Consider the following 17,788-nt stretch of genomic DNA (forward strand, 5'->3'; position numbering starts at 1 on the left):
TTAGCTTTTAGCCGTTGGCCAACAAACATACTTTTTAAGAGGCAGCGTTTACTGCTCAAGCCACTTACACATAATCTGTTCGATATCGGTTGCGGTGTACGGCTTAGTGAGGATGTCGTCCATGCCTGAATCAATGCACTTTTGACGCTCTTCGATGGTAGTGCCAGCGGTTAATGCAATAATAGGATGAGTAAAGCCACGCTCTCTCAGATACATCGTCGCCTCATAACCATCCATTTCAGGCATTCGGCAGTCCATGAATATCAGTTCGTAGTCTTTACTTTTCACCGCTTCTAATGCTTCTTTTCCGTTGGCTTTTAAATCAGGTGTAATGTCGAGTTTTTTCAGCATTTGAGTAACAATGACTTGATTCATTCTGATGTCATCAACCACTAATATTGAGCGTCCTGCTAAATCGCTTCGCTCTATGGTGACCAATTCCCCCTCTGCTGTGCCTTGTGCTTGCCCTTCCTCAAGAGGAATAGCAACTTTAAAAGTTGTCCCTTTGCGCTCTTCACTCTCAAAGCTAATTTGACCTTGCATCAAATCCACGAGGTTTTTACAAATCGCGAGACCTAAACCTGAGCCTTCAAAGCTGCGTTTCGCCGAGCGATCAACTTGGACAAATGGATCAAATAGTGACGGCTGTGCTTTTATTGGGATGCCAATACCAGTGTCTTCAACCTCAAAATAAGCCGTGCCGTTAAGCCATTCCACCCGTAACACGACGCCACCCAAGTGAGTAAACTTAATCGCGTTTCCCACCAAGTTAACCAAAATTTGTGTAATGCGCTCTAAGTCACCGACTAAAAATTCCGGGATCCCCAGCTTTTTGTCGATAGAGAAATGGATACGTTTTTCCGCAGCCTTAGCTGCAAATACACCCATGATGGCTTTTTCAAGTTCCTCCCAGGCAAAGACTTTATGTATGATTTCCATCATACCGGCATTCATCTTACTGAAATCAAGAAGATCATTAATGATAACTCTCAATAAGTCCCCTGATTGAGTCAGATTGCTCAAGTATTGACGCTGCTCTTCTTCTAATTGGGTTCGACTCAATAACTCCGCACTACCCAATACGCCATTGAGAGGAGTTCGCAGCTCATGGTTAATCATGGCGACAAACTCCTTCGTCGCTTTTTCTGATTCCTCAGCCCGCTTTCTCAGCTCGACCTCTCGCTCTAAACTTAAGTGTCGACCAATAACACCATGAACTAAGTCAGACACGAGCTCCATCTGTTTGGAAATAAAAGACTGATCGACTTGATCTTGCAACACAGAGAAAATCAACTCCCCAACCGTTTCCCCATCAATGATAACTGGCAAATGCAAATTCTCTCCCTGCCAATTAGGAGAGGTTAAAATCTCGTTGTTATGACGAAGCTGTAAGTGACCAAAGTGATGACGACGCAATGAGCTCAGCTTTGTAGCGTCAAGAAACAAGTAAGCCGCAGAAATGATCGAGTTAGAAGTGAGCTGCTCAATAAAGCTCGCTATCATTGCTTCATCGAACGTGCTCGATAAAAAAGTACGACCGAACTTAATCAACGTGGCATCAATTTGCTCTTCAAACTCAAACTTACGAAGATCCTTTTTAGATTTCAGCTCCAGCTTTTTCAATGCAACACTGAGTTGCTGGTTGGATTCATATAACTCTAAGCTTTTCTGTTCCAACAGCTGCTCAGCTGCTTTTCTTGATGCAACTTCTCGTTTGAGTTTCCTTTCTAATGAGGAACTTCCCGTCATATCGTTCTTATTGAGCCTCTAACCAAAAACGTACTTTGCTGCCATCTTCTGACTGGTTTTGATGTTTGATATGAACTACCTCACCAAAATGTGCAGCACAACCTTTTATCAATCCTAAGCATACGTGAGACATACATCTTGCGCTGTGGTAGTCAAATACCAATTGGGATTGGTTTTCACTAATGAAATCAAATTGCGGAGGGTTAGCATCAGGATAGAGCTTCTTAACTTCGACATGAATAAAGTCTTCAACATGGCGAACAAATTGAAACGTCGTTTCACACTGTTGCAAACTGGCGTGACTAGGAATAGAGCGAAGTAAATTCAAAAAGACGCACTCTCCAAACACCTCTTGCAGTTGCTCGGGGGGAACACCAGATACTTTACTGAGATTCACGATCAACTTAACCAAGTCTTTGTGATCGTAACTACCAACAGCAGTGTAAACACCTTCATCGTTAGAAAGATCGAGAACTTGGTCTAACACATCAAGACCGAATTTCTCTTCCACTAACTCCATGAACTCGGTGAAAATAATCCCTTTCATTGGCCAATACTTGCCCTATAGTGACGTCCTAAAATAAAGAATGGTGTATAACCTTATAAGTTTCAAATTAATATGTTCAAGTAGAGTGAGACACACAACACAAAGAGGGAAAGTGCTGGCGAGTGCTTTAATGCGAATGTTTTATTTGGTAACCAGTAACGATAACGCCATACGCTTTGCCGTCTTTGAGTATAATAAATAATGGTTAGGCACGATAAATAAGGACTCAGTTTGGTTATCGACAAAACTCATTTACTACAGAACTTTCAATTTCGGCTTCCAACGGGCTACCACAAAGAGTCCCTTGCACGACTGAAATGGATGAAAGAAAAGTCCCTGAGAGATGCGGCAGTCTTAATCGGTTTTGTGGAACGCGATGACGGGTTACAAGTCATTCTGACTAAGCGTGCAGCCCACTTACGCCATCATCCGGGACAAATCAGCTTTCCCGGTGGCAAATATGAGCAGGAAGATATTCAGCTCGTGAATACCGCTTTAAGAGAAACCAAAGAAGAAGTTGGGATAGAAGATGAGCATATTCATGTGTTTGGCCAACTGCCTACACTACCAACGATTAGTCAATTTAATGTGACACCTTTTTTGGCTTTTGTTTCTCCGGAATATAAAACGCATATTGACCCAAATGAAGTAGAGTCAGTTTTTGAGGTTCCTGCCAACCATATTCTGAACCCCAAAAAATTGTATAGCACCAAATTTGACCTAAAAAGAAGCAGTCATCGTGTGTTTGCTATCCCATATAGACAGCATTTCATCTGGGGCATGACGGCACAAATTATCGAATCAATGCAAAAACATATTATTTCACATTAAACAGTTGTTGATATCGGTGCTTTTATAGGCGCGATCATTATGCGCATCAATATTAATAAAACGTTGCTTCATAAACATTCATTCACATTAGATTAATTTTCCATTTTCACCGCAAACGCTTGCGGTGAAATAAATTTATACAAACAGCCCTATTGATAAGTTTTTCTAATTTTACTCATTAGCAGAAATCACGAGTAGCACATCATTTTCGTGATAAAAAGCAGGTTTTTGACATATCATTCAATAAGCGTAAGCAATAAATGATTTAGATCTAATTTTCCTAGTGTAAAATCTTGCAAAATTACTCCCGACTTATTTCCTGTTCCCAAAATGAGTAACTAAAAAATGAATACAACTACTTCTGCGGTTTCTACCGCACAATCGTCTAGTAAGTTTTCTTACAAAGACTTTACCTGGTGTCTGTCCCTTTTTGGTACGGCAGTAGGTGCAGGTGTACTGTTCCTTCCTATTAAAGCAGGTGCAGGTGGCTTTTGGCCATTAGTAATCCTAGCCCTAATCGCAGCACCAATGACTTGGTTCGCACACAAATCTTTAGCTCGTTTCGTTCTTTCTGCGAAAAACCCTGAAGCGGACATCACCGACACAGTAGAAGAGCACTTTGGTAAGACTGGCGCAAACCTTATTACGTTCGCTTACTTCTTCGCTATCTACCCAATCGTACTTATCTACGGTGTTGGTATCACAAACACAGTTGACTCTTTCCTAGTTAACCAAATGGGCATGGAATCTATTCCTCGCTGGCTACTTTCTGGTGCACTTATTGCTGCAATGACAGCAGGCGTAGTATTCGGTAAAGAGCTTATGCTGAAAGCAACTTCAGCAATGGTTTACCCTCTCGTGTTCATCCTACTAGCACTGTCTGTATACCTAATTCCTGGTTGGAACACTTCAATGATGGAAGTGTCACCTGACTGGGGTGCAATGCCAGCTATCGTTTGGCTAGCAATCCCTGTTATTGTGTTCTCTTTCAACCACAGCCCAATCATTTCTCAGTTCTCTAAAGAGCAACGTCGTGTATATGGTGATGACGCAGTTAAGAAAACTGACGCTATCACTGGTGGCGCAGCAATGATGCTGATGGGCTTTGTTATGTTCTTCGTTTTCTCTGTTGTACTTTCTCTGTCTCCAGAGCAACTAGCAACAGCGCAAGAGCAAAACATCTCTGTTCTTTCTTACCTAGCAAACGTGCATGAATCTCCACTGATCTCTTACATGGGTCCATTGGTTGCTTTCGCAGCGATCACCTCTAGCTACTTTGGCCACTTCTTAGGTGCGCACGAAGGTCTAGTTGGTCTAGTGAAATCTCGTTCAAAATCACCAGTAAGCAAGATCGAGAAGATGTCTCTAATCTTCATTGTAATCACAACTTGGATCGTTGCTATCGTTAACCCAAGCATCCTAGGTATGATTGAAACAATGGGTGCACCGATGATTGCCGCAATCCTATTCTTGATGCCAATCTTCGCAATGCAAAAAGTTCCTGCGATGGCTAAGTACAAAACTTCAGCACCTGTGCAAATTTTCACAGCAATCTGTGGTCTTGCTGCAATTAGTTCTGTAATCTACGGCGCTCTTTAATCATCTCTGCCCAGTGCAGTATGATTAATCCAAAAATATAACGATAAAATTAAGCCTCCCAACTCCCCTTGGGAGGCTTTCTTCTGAGGTAATCGATATGATTAGTGTTTTTGATATCTATAAAATCGGTGTTGGACCTTCAAGCTCACACACTGTAGGCCCAATGAAAGCGGGTAAAGAGTTTATTGATGATCTTCGTGCAATGGGAAAACTGCGCGACATCACTAAAATCACCGTTGACGTTTATGGATCACTATCACTGACAGGGAAAGGTCACCACACAGATATTGCTATCATCATGGGTCTCGCAGGCAACACTCCTGAGAAAGTTGATATCGATTCTATCCCGGGCTTTATCGCTCGTGTAGAAGAAACTGAACGCCTTCCTGTTGGCATGCACTGTCACACAGTATCGTTCCCACGTGAAGGTGGAATGAACTTCCACAAAACAAACCTAGAGCTACACGAAAACGGCATGCAGATCCACGCTTGGATTGATGACGAAAAAGCGTACTCAAAAACTTACTACTCTATCGGCGGTGGTTTCATCGTTGATGAAGAAAATTTCGGTAAAGAAGCTGAGAACCCAGTAAAAGTACCTTACCCGTTTACAACGGCAGAGGAACTGGTTAACCAATGCCACGAAAGTGGATTGTCCATCAGCGCACTAACCATGAAGAATGAGCATGCGCTTCATTCAGATGAAGAAACTCGTACTTATTTCGCGAACATCTGGCGCACAATGCGCGAGTGTATGGATCGCGGTATGAATGAAGAAGGTATTTTGCCTGGTCCACTACGCGTGCCTCGTCGTGCAGCAGCACTTCGCCAGCAGCTACTTACTTCAGAAAAGACGACAAACGACCCAATGTCTGTTGTTGATTGGGTAAACATGTTTGCTTTCGCAGTAAACGAAGAGAACGCAGCAGGTGGCCGCGTTGTTACAGCACCAACTAACGGTGCGTGTGGCATCATCCCTGCGGTACTGGCTTACTACGATAAGTTCATCCAAACTGTGACTGAAAAAGATTACATCCGTTACTTTGCGGCTTCTGGCGCAATCGGTGGTCTTTACAAGCGCAACGCGTCTATCTCTGGTGCAGAGGTTGGCTGTCAGGGTGAAGTTGGCGTGGCATGTTCTATGGCAGCAGCAGGCCTCGCTGAGCTTATGGGTGGTAGCCCAGAGCAAGTATGTATGGCAGCAGAAATTGCGATGGAGCACAACTTAGGTCTAACGTGTGACCCAGTTGCAGGTCAGGTTCAGGTTCCATGTATTGAGCGTAACGGTATTGCGGCAGTAAAAGCAATCAACTCTACTCGCATGGCACTACGTCGCTCTTCAGCTCCAACTGTTTCTCTAGATAAGGTTATCGAAACCATGCTAGAAACAGGTAAAGACATGAACGCGAAATACCGCGAAACATCTCAAGGTGGTCTAGCAATCAAAGTGATTTGCTAACACGCCTTTCTGAATACCAATCAAAACCCGAGTTTATGCTCGGGTTTTTTTATACCCAAAAAACCAGGAGAATGCGTTATCAGGACAAGTAAAAAAAACCTAAAACGTTGAATATATCCAAATATTATGGATATCTCAGTAAAAAATCACATCTCTTCCCTAGCTTTATTGATAACGTAGCCAAAAATTAAACTTGGAGCACATCAACACATGATTAGGTTTGAAATTGGAAACCAAATCTGCGTTTGCTTGTCCGAAAACGAAATATCTCTAGAGCTCAATCAGTCACTCCACCATTCCATTCCTGTCAACCCAAATGAGTACGCCATTCTGTCAACTATCGCCACATACGGCAGTTTAAATACGCCGATTAGTCAGCGGTTAATAGAAAGCAAAATCACTCAACAATACAAAATGACACTGCCAGAAAATGGCTTTAAAAACGCGGTGGCCGCTCTAAGAAAGAAATTTCGCAAGCTCACGGAAGAACACTTAACCACTAACAAAAACATTATCGAAAACATTCACCGGACCGGATACTTCATCCCTTTTACTATGCAAAACAACCATCAGAATGGCATCGAACATCAACAGAAGATCAATCAATACACAACCAATAGTCTTCGCAAAGCGCTTCGTATTTGCCTGCGTAATAAAAAGATCTATTCAGAAACGATGTGGGTTGTGTTGATCACTGCGATCATTTTCTTTGCTATCTGTTACTACGCGATAAACAGCATCGTTAAACATAATTATCTGGATAACGCCTTCGAAATTGCAGAGAGCCTTTCCCGCAGGAGTTGCTTTGCTAATGAAAGCGAACTGAAGTCGCTATTTGATAATGTGAAGTTGGTGGAATCGAGCATGATGCTAGATCGTTTCAATATTCGATGCTTAGTCACTCCAGAAACCGTTGTCCCTGTCAGCAAAAAAGCGTTTGAAGAGTGGAGTAACAATAGCAATTACACGACCCAATCATTTGACTTAAATAACGCAACTGTTTTGGTTCGTGTTAAAAACATTAACTTATCCGACAATGTTGAAAATCATATTTCACGTTTTTTTCTTTCCGGTATGAAGCTATCAACGAATACCGGAACGTCGTTAGAGATTGGTAACACCAATGAACGCTTTTTCAATTATCACGTAAAGAATAGTGGCTATAAAGAGGTGTATTACATCTCTGGACCGTTTCAAAGTATCATTCTACTGAGCTTACTTTTTCTCATTATACTGCGTCACCGCTCCCTACAAGCCTTTATGGCTTACTTGTGCGCAATTCGACAATTCAAAATAAAACTGGAACCGATTTATAACACTTCGGCACAAAAGATTGTGCACTACGAAGCCCTCTCCCGGTTTAAGGTAAAAAATACGCAACGGTTTATTGAAACACTGATCCGCAATGGATTGCTGCTAACTCATACCTTACTGGTGATTGATTCCATCTACACCAAACAAAAAGCGTTGCCCATCCCTATCAGCATTAACGTTTGTCCTTCTTTGCTGCGAGGGCGTAACTTTTCAATCCTATATAGAGAGCTATCTAATCGGGATTGCCGTTTGCTGACAATCGAAATCACAGAAAATGCATCGATGTACTATACCTCTGAGATTTATGGCAATGTCGCGAAACTAAAAGCTCTGGATTGTAAAATCAGTATTGATGACTTTGGCACCGGCAATAATAATGTGGCGCTTATCAGCAAGCTGAATCCGGACTATCTCAAAATCGACCGAGAATTTGTTATTGGCCTAAAAACTGATGATAAAAAGATAGAAACCTTGCGTCAGTTAATTGCTATGGGCAATACGTATCGCTGCACGGTCATTGTTGAAGGCGTAGAAACGGCAGACAGTGCTCACTTACTCACAACATTGGGCGCATACATTCACCAAGGTTATTATTACCCTCTTCATTGCTAGCTTTTCTTCACTCGGTTAGTTACTTAAAATAGATTTAATACTCTATAAAAACTCGTGGTGGCATAACGGTATGCCGCCAATTTGTGATTGAGCGATGATTGCGATTAAACCCACCAAACTGAAAGATTTTTCAAGTTTGATGCAATTGGATGTGCAAGAAGAGCAAAAAGGATTTTTTACACCGTTTGAAATGGCTTATCAAAAACGTAGTAAGTCAGAGGCGTTCTTTACGATTTATTCTGATGATCTATTAGTAGGCTACCTTGTTATCGATAAAGGTTTCTCCCAACATGCGCCGTTTGCTAAACGATACGAACTGGAGCTTAAATACTTGATGATTGATCAACGTTTCCAACGTCAAGGGGTAGGGAGTGAGGCATTGCGTAAACTGTTCCTTTATGCGTATACCATTAACCCTAAAAGCACCTCTCTTTGCGCCACTGTTCCACAAAGTCAGCAATACGCTATCAGTTTTTTTGATACGTGCGGATTCATTAATACAGAGGAAACAACATTGGGTGATAATGAAAAAGAATGGATTCTACGACATCCATTAAGCTAGCTGGTGAAGCATAATCAAAATTGGGCCATTCAGATACAACAAAGGCAAGCTTCTCGCTTGCCTTGTTTAATGCTCAATAGAAAGTGACTTATTCGCCTTTGTAAATACAACCCGCTGTGCACGTTTCTTTGATTTCTACTTTACTTAGCAGTGGTAAGCTTGGCTTGAGCTGCTGCCAAATCCATTTTGCTAACACTTCGCTAGTCGGGTTCTCTAACCCTTCAATGTCGTTTAGGTAGTAATGGTCTAAGCGATTGTAAATTGGTTTAAATGCAGCTTTGATCTCTGCAAAATCCACTACCCAACCTGTATGTGGATCAACTTCACCTTCTACATAAAGACGAACAAGGAAAGAGTGTCCGTGCAAACGACCACACTTGTGACCTTCTGGTACGTGTGGCAAATGGTGTGCTGCTTCGAACATAAACTCTTTGTATAATTCTGTTTTCATCTTGATTCTCAGGCTTTAAAAAGACAGGCAATACTAAGGAATTCGCTGCCAAGAGACAAGCGTTACCCCATACAAGCGTAGCAAAAACTTCCGCTGGTTCCTGGCCTCTTTGCTATCACTCACACCAAAGCGCCGTATTTCTGTCACGCGCCAAACATTTGATTACACAGCACTCACATCACAATTACATATCCCCAACATGTGTGGGGTCACAATCATTCATTTCGTTGTTCGCAGTGCGCATTTGTGCACATTAATATTGTGCAGTTCGTTCCAATTACACTTATAAATTTATGCGCTCAACTATCACTTTTAAGCTCTTACTGGCGTTAATTGCTGTCTTCAGCTGCGTTCTAGTTGCCTCTACGGCTTACCAATACCATCAACAAAAAACCTTAATCAATGATGTTCTTAGTGAACAACTCCATGATAAGGCTAGTAATTATTTCGATAGCCTAAATATGATGATGCTTACGGGCACCATGTCGCAAAAAGAAACCTTACGTCAAAAGGCCCTGGCCCAAGAAGGCATTGAAGCAGTTCGCGTGTTGCGAGCTGATACTGTGACCAAACTTTACGGACCTGGGCAACAAAACCAGCAGCCTGTCGATGATATTGATCAACGAGCGTTGAATGGTGAACTGGTGATTGAACCAATCTCAGCCGATTGGGGCAAAGGGTTAGTAGTCGCACTACCAATGAAATCGAGCGAAAATTACCGTGGCACCAACTGCGTTTCTTGCCACGTTGCACCAGCAGGAGAAGTGTTGGGCGCGATTCGCTTGGAATACAACATGAATCATGTCAATTCAATGATCAGTAAACAGGCAATGTTTGCGATGGGAATAATGGCCGTAATCGCATTTGTGGGCTTCATCATAACGATGAGTTTGATTCAGAAAATCATTGTACGACCAATTCAAAGAACGTCGAAATTCATGTCGAATGTGAGCCATAGCAAAGATCTATCTCAACGACTGATGCATCACCAACAGGATGAAGTGGGCCAACTTTCTACGGCCATCAATTCATTCATGGACACGGTCTCCGAAAGCTTAGAACGTGTGCAAGACACCTCTCACTCACTTGCCGACTCCGCGAGTAAACTAACTGCTGTCGCGCAGTCCACAGATAAAGCGGCCAATAACCAACAGCTAGAGACCAGCGAAGTACAAAGCAATATCACCGATATGCTGCAGCAACAAACTGCGGTTGAGGACTCGACTAACAACGCTACTGTTTTGGTCAATCACACCGTTGATGTCGCCACTCATAGTGCAAGCCAAGCACACAACGTCAGTGAAGACATCAAACAACTAGTAAGTAACATTGATACTGTACGGGAAAAAATCAGCTCTCTAAACCAAAGAACCGAAGAAGTGTCGTCCATTCTTGTGGTTATTAAGGGTATTGCAGAACAAACCAATCTGCTCGCGTTGAATGCTGCTATTGAAGCCGCCCGTGCCGGAGAGCAAGGACGCGGTTTTGCGGTCGTCGCGGAAGAAGTGCGTAACCTGGCTTCTAGGACGGCTGAAGCCACTGGTAATATTGAGCATATCATTTCTCAATTCCAGCAAGGAAGTGAAGAGTCATTAACTTCTGTTGATACCGTCTGCCAGTTTGCTCATCAACGCTCTGTCGATGTCGAGGCACTATCAGCCACAATGCATAACGTTGTTGACGAAATGCGCCAAGTGCTCAGACATGCAGAAGATATCCAAAACCAGACGCAAACCACATCTGATGTAAGTCAGCATATTCAATCTAAAATAGATGTGATCACACTGCATGCTAACGACACATCGCAATCAGCATCGCACACGCGTGATATTAGTGTTGATTTAGAGCATCTATCCGAACGTTTAGAGCAATTACTAAACCAATTCACACTTTCAGAGCACCAAAGAGTGAATAAATAGAGAGATTCTCCCCATCAAAACGAATATAAAGGTTGATGCGAGCGAATTGACAGGTAATATGTCTCGTTGAATCTGTAAAATGCTACCCAACTCAGCGCTTAGCTTGTTTTTTGAACAAAAATGTTATTAGACAAGTACTTTAAGCAAGCGTTGAGTTGAATTTTTACCTCAATGGAGAATATTGAAAACATGACTTACGCGCCTGTATCAGACGTATTGAAAGGTCAGCTAGCAGTAGACAGCGAAGTGACTGTTCGTGGCTGGATCCGTTCACGTCGTGATTCCAAAGCTGGAATCTCTTTCCTTGCCATATATGACGGCTCTTGTTTCGACCCGATTCAGGCCGTGGTCCCAAATAATCTTAATAATTACGAAGACGAAGTGTTAAAGCTAACGACTGGCTGCTCTGTTGAAGTAACTGGTAAGATTGTTGAATCTCCTGCAAAGGGTCAAGACTTCGAACTTGCTGCCACTGACGTTAAAGTGGTTGGTTGGGTTGAAGATGCTGAAACTTACCCAATGGCAAAAACTCGTCACTCAATCGAGTACCTACGTGAAGTTGCGCACCTACGTCCGCGCACAAACGTAATCGGTGCAGTAGCACGTGTACGTAACTGCCTATCTCAAGCAATCCACCGCTTCTACCACGAGCAAGGTTACTTCTGGGTATCTGCGCCGTTGATCACGGCTTCAGATGCTGAAGGCGCTGGTGAAATGTTCCGCGTATCTACGCTAGACATGGAAAACCTTCCTCGCACTGACGCTGGTAAAGTGGACTACAACGAAGACTTCTTCGGTAAAGAGACGTTCCTAACCGTATCTGGTCAGCTAAACGCAGAAGCTTACGCTTGTGCGCTAAGCAAAGTTTACACTTTCGGCCCTACTTTCCGTGCTGAAAACTCAAACACAAGCCGCCACCTAGCAGAATTCTGGATGGTTGAGCCTGAAGTTGCGTTCGCAGAACTGGATGATGTAGCGAAACTGGCTGAAGACATGCTCAAGTACGTGTTTAAAGCGGTGCTTGCAGAGTGTCGTGATGACCTTGAGTTCTTCGCTCAACGCATCGACAAAGAAGCAATCACTCGTCTAGAGCAGTTCGTTTCTTCTGACTTCGCGCAGGTTGACTACACTGACGCAATCCAGATCCTTCTTGATTCAGGTCGTGAGTTCGAATTCCCAGTTGAATGGGGTATCGATATGTCTTCTGAGCACGAGCGTTTCCTTGCTGAAGAACACTTCAAAGCACCTGTAATCGTTAAGAACTACCCGAAAGACATTAAAGCATTCTACATGCGTGCTAACGATGACGGTAAAACAGTTGCAGCGATGGACGTTCTAGCACCGGGCATCGGCGAAATCATCGGTGGTTCTCAGCGTGAAGAGCGCCTAGACATTCTAGATGCACGTATGCGTGAAGTGGGTATCGATCCTGAACATATGAGCTGGTACCGCGACCTACGTAAATACGGTACAGTGCCACACGCAGGCTTCGGTCTAGGCTTCGAGCGCCTAGTATCTTACGTAACTGGTATGGGCAACGTTCGTGACGTGATCCCATTCCCACGTACTCCTCGCTCTGCGAACTTCTAATCACTTTTTAGTGATATTGAATTAAAAAGACCTCCCATGTGGAGGTCTTTTATTTTGTACGAATGATTTTCTAGCAACCGATGTATGCACTCTAGTTGTTATTTTCGTCGTCATCCTCATCTGCTCGCGCTGCGTATTTTACTCCAACCACACACAAGCCAAACATCACAAATGGGATAACGGCAGCAGTGTATTCCGTCCAAACCATATGAGAGAAAGATTTCGCCAATATCAAGTGTGCAAACACCAACAAAAATGCGCTAAAAATAGCAACACCCATCAACCTAAGTTCATGCTTTACCAACTGCTTTTTCATTACGGCTCCTAACCTAAATGGTTGTCTGCCCATGATTGAAACACAGCTTCGGTATCGTCCACTGATACAGTTTGAGCAAAAAACAGGTAAACAGTTGGCTAATGAAGTAATTCTCCGACCGTCTTCACGGCTTGTTCTAATTCATCATTTACAAGTAACGATGTATTAAGCCTCAGGTAGTTCTCATAATTTGGAGCGATAGAAAACAACTGACCAAATGCTACAGTGATGTTCGCTTCCAATAACTTCTGATAAATCGCTTTTCCGCACTTTGTTTTCGGCAGTTCTATCCAAAGAAAATAGCCGCCTTCCGGTTGCGTGTAACGAATCGATTGGGGAAAGTACTTATCAACCAGTTCAATAAACGCCAATTGCCGCTGCTCAAGATTCTTTCGCAGTTTTCTAAGATGGCTATCATAACTATCGTTTTGCAAGTAATGCGCGATACCCTGCTGGATTGGTGCACTACCTGACAACGTCGAGATAAGTTGCAGCTTTTGAAGTTGCTCATTGAAGCGTTTGTTTACCACCCAGCCCAGCCTATAGCCAGGGCAAAGGCTTTTTGAAAATGATCCACAATGCAACACGCGCTCTTGTGTATCAAAAGCTTTAAGTGAGCTTGGCTTTTTTTCAGAAAAATAAAGCTCTGAATACACATCATCTTCGATCAAGTACACATCGTATTTGTCAGCCAGTTCGACGATACGTTGCTTCTGCCCGTCACTTAATAAGGTTCCTGTTGGATTGTGAAAGTTAGTCATTAACCAACATGCGCGAACATCATTGCCGGCAAAAGTCGCTTCAATTTGATCCACTGAATGTCCAGTTAACGGATCCACCGTTATTTCTATCGCCTTTAGACCTAAACGTTCAATCGCTTGAAGTGCGCCATAAAACGTCGGTGATTCAACTACAACAGTATCTCCAGGCTGGGTCACGGCCTGAAGGCTCAAATTCAATGCTTCTAATGCGCCAGAAGTAACGACAATATCATCATGGGTAAACACCATACCTTGTTGGATGTACCGTTGAGCAATCAAACGGCGTAGAGACTCACAGCCCGGCGGCAAGTTATCCAATAACGTCTCTGCCCCCATCTTCCTGCCTGAGCTGGCTAGGTTGCGGTTTAGCGCTTCTAATGGGAACAATGCTGGGTCTGGAAACGCGGAGCCAAACTTCACCGCATTCGGTGAGGCCTGATTTTTGAGGTAGTCGTAAAGTTCATCGTTGATGCTAGAGCGATAAACGGAAGTGGCTGGAGAACTCGGTTCGAAGCGGTCCAACTCCGCAGTCACAAAGTATCCAGACTGAGGTTTCGCTGCGACCCAACCTTGTGCTTCGAGCAGCTGATAAGCTTGTAATACCGTACCTGCGCTGACAGAATGGTTTCGGCTTGTTACACGCACTGATGGCAGCTTTTCCCCTGCTCTCCATGTATTTTGCTGAATCTGCGTTTTGAACAGCTCAGCCAGTTGACGGTATCGGTTCATGTTTCCCTCATTTCACTTACAGCCGCACCATAGCATACTTCGCGCCAGCATTCTGATATGGGAGTATTCAATTTAGCAACGTAATTTATCAAGCTTATCAATAGATATTTCAGCCACGAAGTGAGCGTTTATATCCCATACTTTGACTGTTACACACATATTGCCTCACATCTTTGCAATATCTAAAAGCCAAGGTTTTACGTTGGACTGAGTTCGTTAAACTCACTTCGAGCTACGGTCTTTAAATCAGGAGGAAGCGATGAAAGTTTTTACAATGGACGATCTCTCGTATCGCGGAAAACATAAAGGTGTACATAGTTGGGACCATCCTGGCAGTACCACCCCTTATTATTGGCATCCTGATTGGCTGCATATCGCTGAAGATGCTTTGGGTGAACACAAAAAGGCTGACCTTGAAGTCCCTGATGGAGAAACAGCGACAGAAGAGCATGCAAAATCGGCGATTCTCAAACACTTGAATGACGAGTAGTTTAGGCTCTATCACCGTTCAAGAATAGCATTAGGTAGGCGAATCCATCGTCGTATGCTTTAAACACAAATAAAGCTAAAACCTGCCAAATAGTAAATTCTCCTGAATGAGAAGTACGCATCTTCTATAGCGTTCAAAGGGCAAAATAAGTCGATTGTTATCACATTAATTTTCATTACATCTGTTACATTTAAATAGTAATGGTGATGCACACCTCAACTCATGGATTATGAGAGAAAACAATAATGGCGAAATACAACGAAGAAGATATTAAATACAAAGGTGAATCCAACGGCGTACATTCTTGGAGCTCTCCTTCCGGCCAACCTTATTACTGGCACCCAGATTGGCTACACGTTGCGGAAGATGCGACGGGTACGCATCCGAAGCAAAAACTTGAAGTTGAAAAGACAGAAGTACCAACCGAAAAGCACGCATTAAAAGCGATCTTAAAGCATATGAACGACTGGGCGACTGAAAAACTTTCTTCTAACCCTGACATCGAAACCAATGCGGTTGAGTCGGAAATCAATCTGAAGAAATAACCCCAACCGATATCCATACTTCTAACAGTAAACGCTCCACCTTTGGTGGGGCGTTTTTGTCTCAACAAATCCTCACTAGACAATTATAAACGCGTTAACGCAAAGCACTGAATTGAAACGATTGGGATGTGTGCAAAACTTCTCCACCCATGGCATAAATGCCCTTCAAACTCTGTGCCTACCAAACGTTTTCATGGCAAAAACTTTAGTTATGTTAGAATTCTGTTTCAAATCGCAACTTTTTTAGGTTTTCTTTTCAGTAACGGTTGTAACCAATATTGCTGAAAGGTATAAATGTTAGCACACCCCTTCGATTAACATGGATGAAGATTATGTTTGAAAAAGTAGTTGCCGCTCCGGCTGACCCTATTCTTGGCCTTACTGAAGAGTTTAAAAAAGATGCTCGCGCAGACAAAATTAACCTTGGCGTAGGTATTTACAAAAACGAGCAAGGCGAAACTCCCGTTCTTGCGACAGTAAAGAAAGCTGAAGCAGCACTTGTTGAAACTGAAAAAACCAAATCTTACCTAACCATCGAAGGCACAGCAGAGTACGGCATTGCAGTGCAAAAACTGCTTTTCGGCTCTGATGCAGAAATTGTAAACGAAAAACGCGCTAAAACAGCTCAAGCTCCGGGTGGTACTGGTGCACTACGTGTTGCCGGCGAGTTTATTAAACGTCAACTAGGCGATGTAAAGATCTGGATCAGCAACCCTACATGGGCAAACCACAACGGCGTATTTACTGCTGCTGGTATCGAAACGGCACAATACAGCTACTACAATGCTGAAACAAAAGACAAAGACTTCGATGCGATGCTAAATGATCTGCAATCTGCATCTGAAGGCGACATCGTGCTTCTACACGGCTGCTGTCACAACCCTACAGGGATCGATCCTACAGCTGAAGAATGGGAAACATTGGCGAAACTTGTCGCAGAGAAGAAATTGCTTCCTCTGTTCGACTTCGCCTACCAAGGCTTTGCTAAAGGTGTGGAAGAAGATGCTGCAGGTCTTCGTACTTTTGCTAAGTACAACAAAGAAATCCTAGTCGCGAGCTCTTTCTCGAAAAACTTTGGCCTATACAATGAACGCGTAGGTGCCTTCACGTTAGTAGCTGAGTCAGAAGAAGTCGCAACAACCGCATTTTCTCAAGTTAAAGCCATTATTCGCTCTATCTACTCTAACCCACCTGCACACGGCAGCGCTGTCGTGACTCACATTCTTGGCAACGCCGAAATGCGTGCGGAATGGGAAGCTGAAGTAGCAGAAATGCGTGACCGTATTCAAGAAATGCGTGAACTATTTGTAGCGACACTAAAAGCAGAGGGTGTGGACGCAGACTTTAGTTTCATCGAACGTCAAAATGGTATGTTCTCTTTCTCTGGTCTTTCTAAAGAGCAAGTTAACCGCCTTAAAGAAGAGTTCGGTATTTACATTGTCGGTTCTGGCCGAATCAGTGTTGCTGGTATGACGAAGTCAAATATGGGCCCTCTGTGTAAAGGCATTGCAGCGGTTTTATAATCGACTGTCGCATACTTTATTAAAAGGAAAGGTCAGCATAAGCTGACCTTTTTGGTTTTAACTTAACGCCAAAAACGAACCCGTCCGATCTAGTAGACAAACTTCAAACTCAGCCCTACTTCATTGACGTAATCTGAACTTTCACCGCTGTAATCAGTATCTCTAAACTGATAAAAAAGACCAGTGCCGATGACTTTATGCCATTGGTAATTAAAACCGATCTTAAAATTGTTCTCATCAACTATATCACTACGGTTCAACTCCACTTCAGCTGTCGCAATAAGCTTTTCACTGAGCAAGTAATTCACCCCAACAGTTACAGCTTGAATCAATTCGCTATCGGAAGACAACGTATTATCCGTTTTGTCGTCCGTCGCTTTCGCTTTGATTGCGCCTATTCCATATATCCCGTAGATATCGAATTGCTCTGTAACTCCGTAACGGTAACCACCACCAAACAAAAGGCGGTCAATGCGAAGAGTAAAATCATCCGGATGGAAAAACTGCGCTGAGTAATCAACATTAAACAACCAGTTCTCAGTAAACAAATAGTTACCACCGAGTCCAACTGTGGTCGCATTAGAGTTATCTAACCATTCTTCGTTTGTCGTTCCGGCACCAACATCCAAATGAATGTGTTCGTACCCAAATTTTTCTGCTTGGTCCATGACCGCTGCGCTTGATATCGCCGGCAAAGCAGCTAAAGAAACAAGCAATAAATTTCTCACCATTCGACTTCCTTTCATGAGAATTATCTAAACACTGTATTCCATCGCCTGAGCTACTTGGCT

The 17,788-nt window shown here is 43.1% G+C and carries 16 protein-coding genes; 10 read left to right on the forward strand and 6 right to left on the reverse strand.

The window, feature by feature from the left end; translation table 11 throughout:
- Nucleotides 1–48: 48 nt before the first annotated feature.
- Nucleotides 49–1,749, reverse strand: a complete 1,701-nt coding sequence (locus R7Q48_RS06720) for an ATP-binding protein (protein ID WP_318132215.1) — start codon at nucleotides 1,747–1,749, stop codon at nucleotides 49–51.
- A gap of 7 nt (nucleotides 1,750–1,756) precedes the next feature.
- Nucleotides 1,757–2,296 carry a heme NO-binding domain-containing protein gene (locus R7Q48_RS06725; RefSeq protein ID WP_005388282.1) on the reverse strand — a complete coding sequence of 180 codons (540 nt, stop codon included), beginning with the start codon at nucleotides 2,294–2,296 and terminating at the stop codon, nucleotides 1,757–1,759.
- Nucleotides 2,297–2,527: 231 nt separating this feature from the next.
- Here R7Q48_RS06725 and R7Q48_RS06730 point away from each other — a divergent pair, with 231 nt between their 5' ends.
- The 5 genes from R7Q48_RS06730 to R7Q48_RS06750 all read left to right on the forward strand — a co-directional run bounded on the left by R7Q48_RS06730 (nucleotide 2,528) and on the right by R7Q48_RS06750 (nucleotide 8,673).
- On the forward strand, nucleotides 2,528–3,127 hold the full coding sequence (locus tag R7Q48_RS06730) for a CoA pyrophosphatase (protein WP_005376901.1): 600 nt from the start codon (nucleotides 2,528–2,530) through the stop codon (nucleotides 3,125–3,127).
- 345 nt (nucleotides 3,128–3,472) lie between these two features.
- Nucleotides 3,473–4,726 carry an aromatic amino acid transport family protein gene (locus R7Q48_RS06735; protein ID WP_005388284.1) on the forward strand — a complete coding sequence of 418 codons (1,254 nt, stop codon included), beginning with the start codon at nucleotides 3,473–3,475 and terminating at the stop codon, nucleotides 4,724–4,726.
- Nucleotides 4,727–4,823: 97 nt separating this feature from the next.
- Nucleotides 4,824–6,185: an L-serine ammonia-lyase gene (locus R7Q48_RS06740; protein WP_005376899.1), complete on the forward strand. Its 1,362-nt coding sequence runs from the start codon at nucleotides 4,824–4,826 to the stop codon at nucleotides 6,183–6,185.
- Nucleotides 6,186–6,395: 210 nt separating this feature from the next.
- Complete coding sequence (locus tag R7Q48_RS06745) at nucleotides 6,396–8,111, forward strand: EAL domain-containing protein (protein ID WP_213894032.1); 1,716 nt, start codon at nucleotides 6,396–6,398, stop codon at nucleotides 8,109–8,111.
- Nucleotides 8,112–8,205: 94 nt separating this feature from the next.
- Complete coding sequence (locus tag R7Q48_RS06750) at nucleotides 8,206–8,673, forward strand: GNAT family N-acetyltransferase (RefSeq protein ID WP_262592407.1); 468 nt, start codon at nucleotides 8,206–8,208, stop codon at nucleotides 8,671–8,673.
- Nucleotides 8,674–8,761: 88 nt separating this feature from the next.
- Here R7Q48_RS06750 and queD read toward each other — a convergent pair whose 3' ends face one another.
- The gene (gene queD, locus R7Q48_RS06755) at nucleotides 8,762–9,124 is read right to left on the reverse strand and encodes a 6-carboxytetrahydropterin synthase QueD (RefSeq protein ID WP_005376896.1); all 363 of its coding nucleotides are present in this window, start codon (nucleotides 9,122–9,124) and stop codon (nucleotides 8,762–8,764) included.
- Between the two features lie 293 nt (nucleotides 9,125–9,417).
- Here queD and R7Q48_RS06760 point away from each other — a divergent pair, with 293 nt between their 5' ends.
- Nucleotides 9,418–11,043, forward strand: coding sequence for a methyl-accepting chemotaxis protein (locus tag R7Q48_RS06760; RefSeq protein ID WP_318132216.1), 1,626 nt, complete (start codon nucleotides 9,418–9,420; stop codon nucleotides 11,041–11,043).
- Nucleotides 11,044–11,232: 189 nt separating this feature from the next.
- On the forward strand, nucleotides 11,233–12,633 hold the full coding sequence (gene asnS / locus R7Q48_RS06765; RefSeq protein WP_017636101.1) for an asparagine--tRNA ligase: 1,401 nt from the start codon (nucleotides 11,233–11,235) through the stop codon (nucleotides 12,631–12,633).
- Nucleotides 12,634–12,724: 91 nt separating this feature from the next.
- Here asnS and R7Q48_RS06770 read toward each other — a convergent pair whose 3' ends face one another.
- Nucleotides 12,725–12,949 (reverse strand): hypothetical protein, encoded by a 225-nt coding sequence (locus R7Q48_RS06770; protein WP_017636102.1) that lies wholly within the window; start codon nucleotides 12,947–12,949, stop codon nucleotides 12,725–12,727.
- Between the two features lie 98 nt (nucleotides 12,950–13,047).
- Nucleotides 13,048–14,439, reverse strand: coding sequence for a PLP-dependent aminotransferase family protein (locus R7Q48_RS06775; RefSeq protein WP_062730527.1), 1,392 nt, complete (start codon nucleotides 14,437–14,439; stop codon nucleotides 13,048–13,050).
- A 259-nt stretch (nucleotides 14,440–14,698) separates the two neighbouring features.
- Here R7Q48_RS06775 and R7Q48_RS06780 point away from each other — a divergent pair, with 259 nt between their 5' ends.
- The 3 genes from R7Q48_RS06780 (at nucleotide 14,699) to R7Q48_RS06790 (ending at nucleotide 16,997) form a co-directional block, all read left to right on the forward strand.
- Entirely contained in the window at nucleotides 14,699–14,929 is a 231-nt protein-coding gene (locus R7Q48_RS06780; RefSeq protein ID WP_318132217.1) for a hypothetical protein, read from the forward strand.
- Nucleotides 14,930–15,174: 245 nt separating this feature from the next.
- Nucleotides 15,175–15,474 carry a hypothetical protein gene (locus tag R7Q48_RS06785; protein WP_005376885.1) on the forward strand — a complete coding sequence of 100 codons (300 nt, stop codon included), beginning with the start codon at nucleotides 15,175–15,177 and terminating at the stop codon, nucleotides 15,472–15,474.
- A gap of 332 nt (nucleotides 15,475–15,806) precedes the next feature.
- Complete coding sequence (locus tag R7Q48_RS06790; RefSeq protein ID WP_017636105.1) at nucleotides 15,807–16,997, forward strand: amino acid aminotransferase; 1,191 nt, start codon at nucleotides 15,807–15,809, stop codon at nucleotides 16,995–16,997.
- 89 nt (nucleotides 16,998–17,086) lie between these two features.
- Here the strand turns inward: R7Q48_RS06790 and R7Q48_RS06795 are convergent, their stop codons facing one another.
- Nucleotides 17,087–17,728, reverse strand: a complete 642-nt coding sequence (locus R7Q48_RS06795) for an outer membrane beta-barrel protein (RefSeq protein ID WP_025767291.1) — start codon at nucleotides 17,726–17,728, stop codon at nucleotides 17,087–17,089.
- Nucleotides 17,729–17,788 lie beyond the last annotated feature (60 nt).

The sequence above is a fragment of the Vibrio sp. 378 genome (assembly GCF_033339435.1).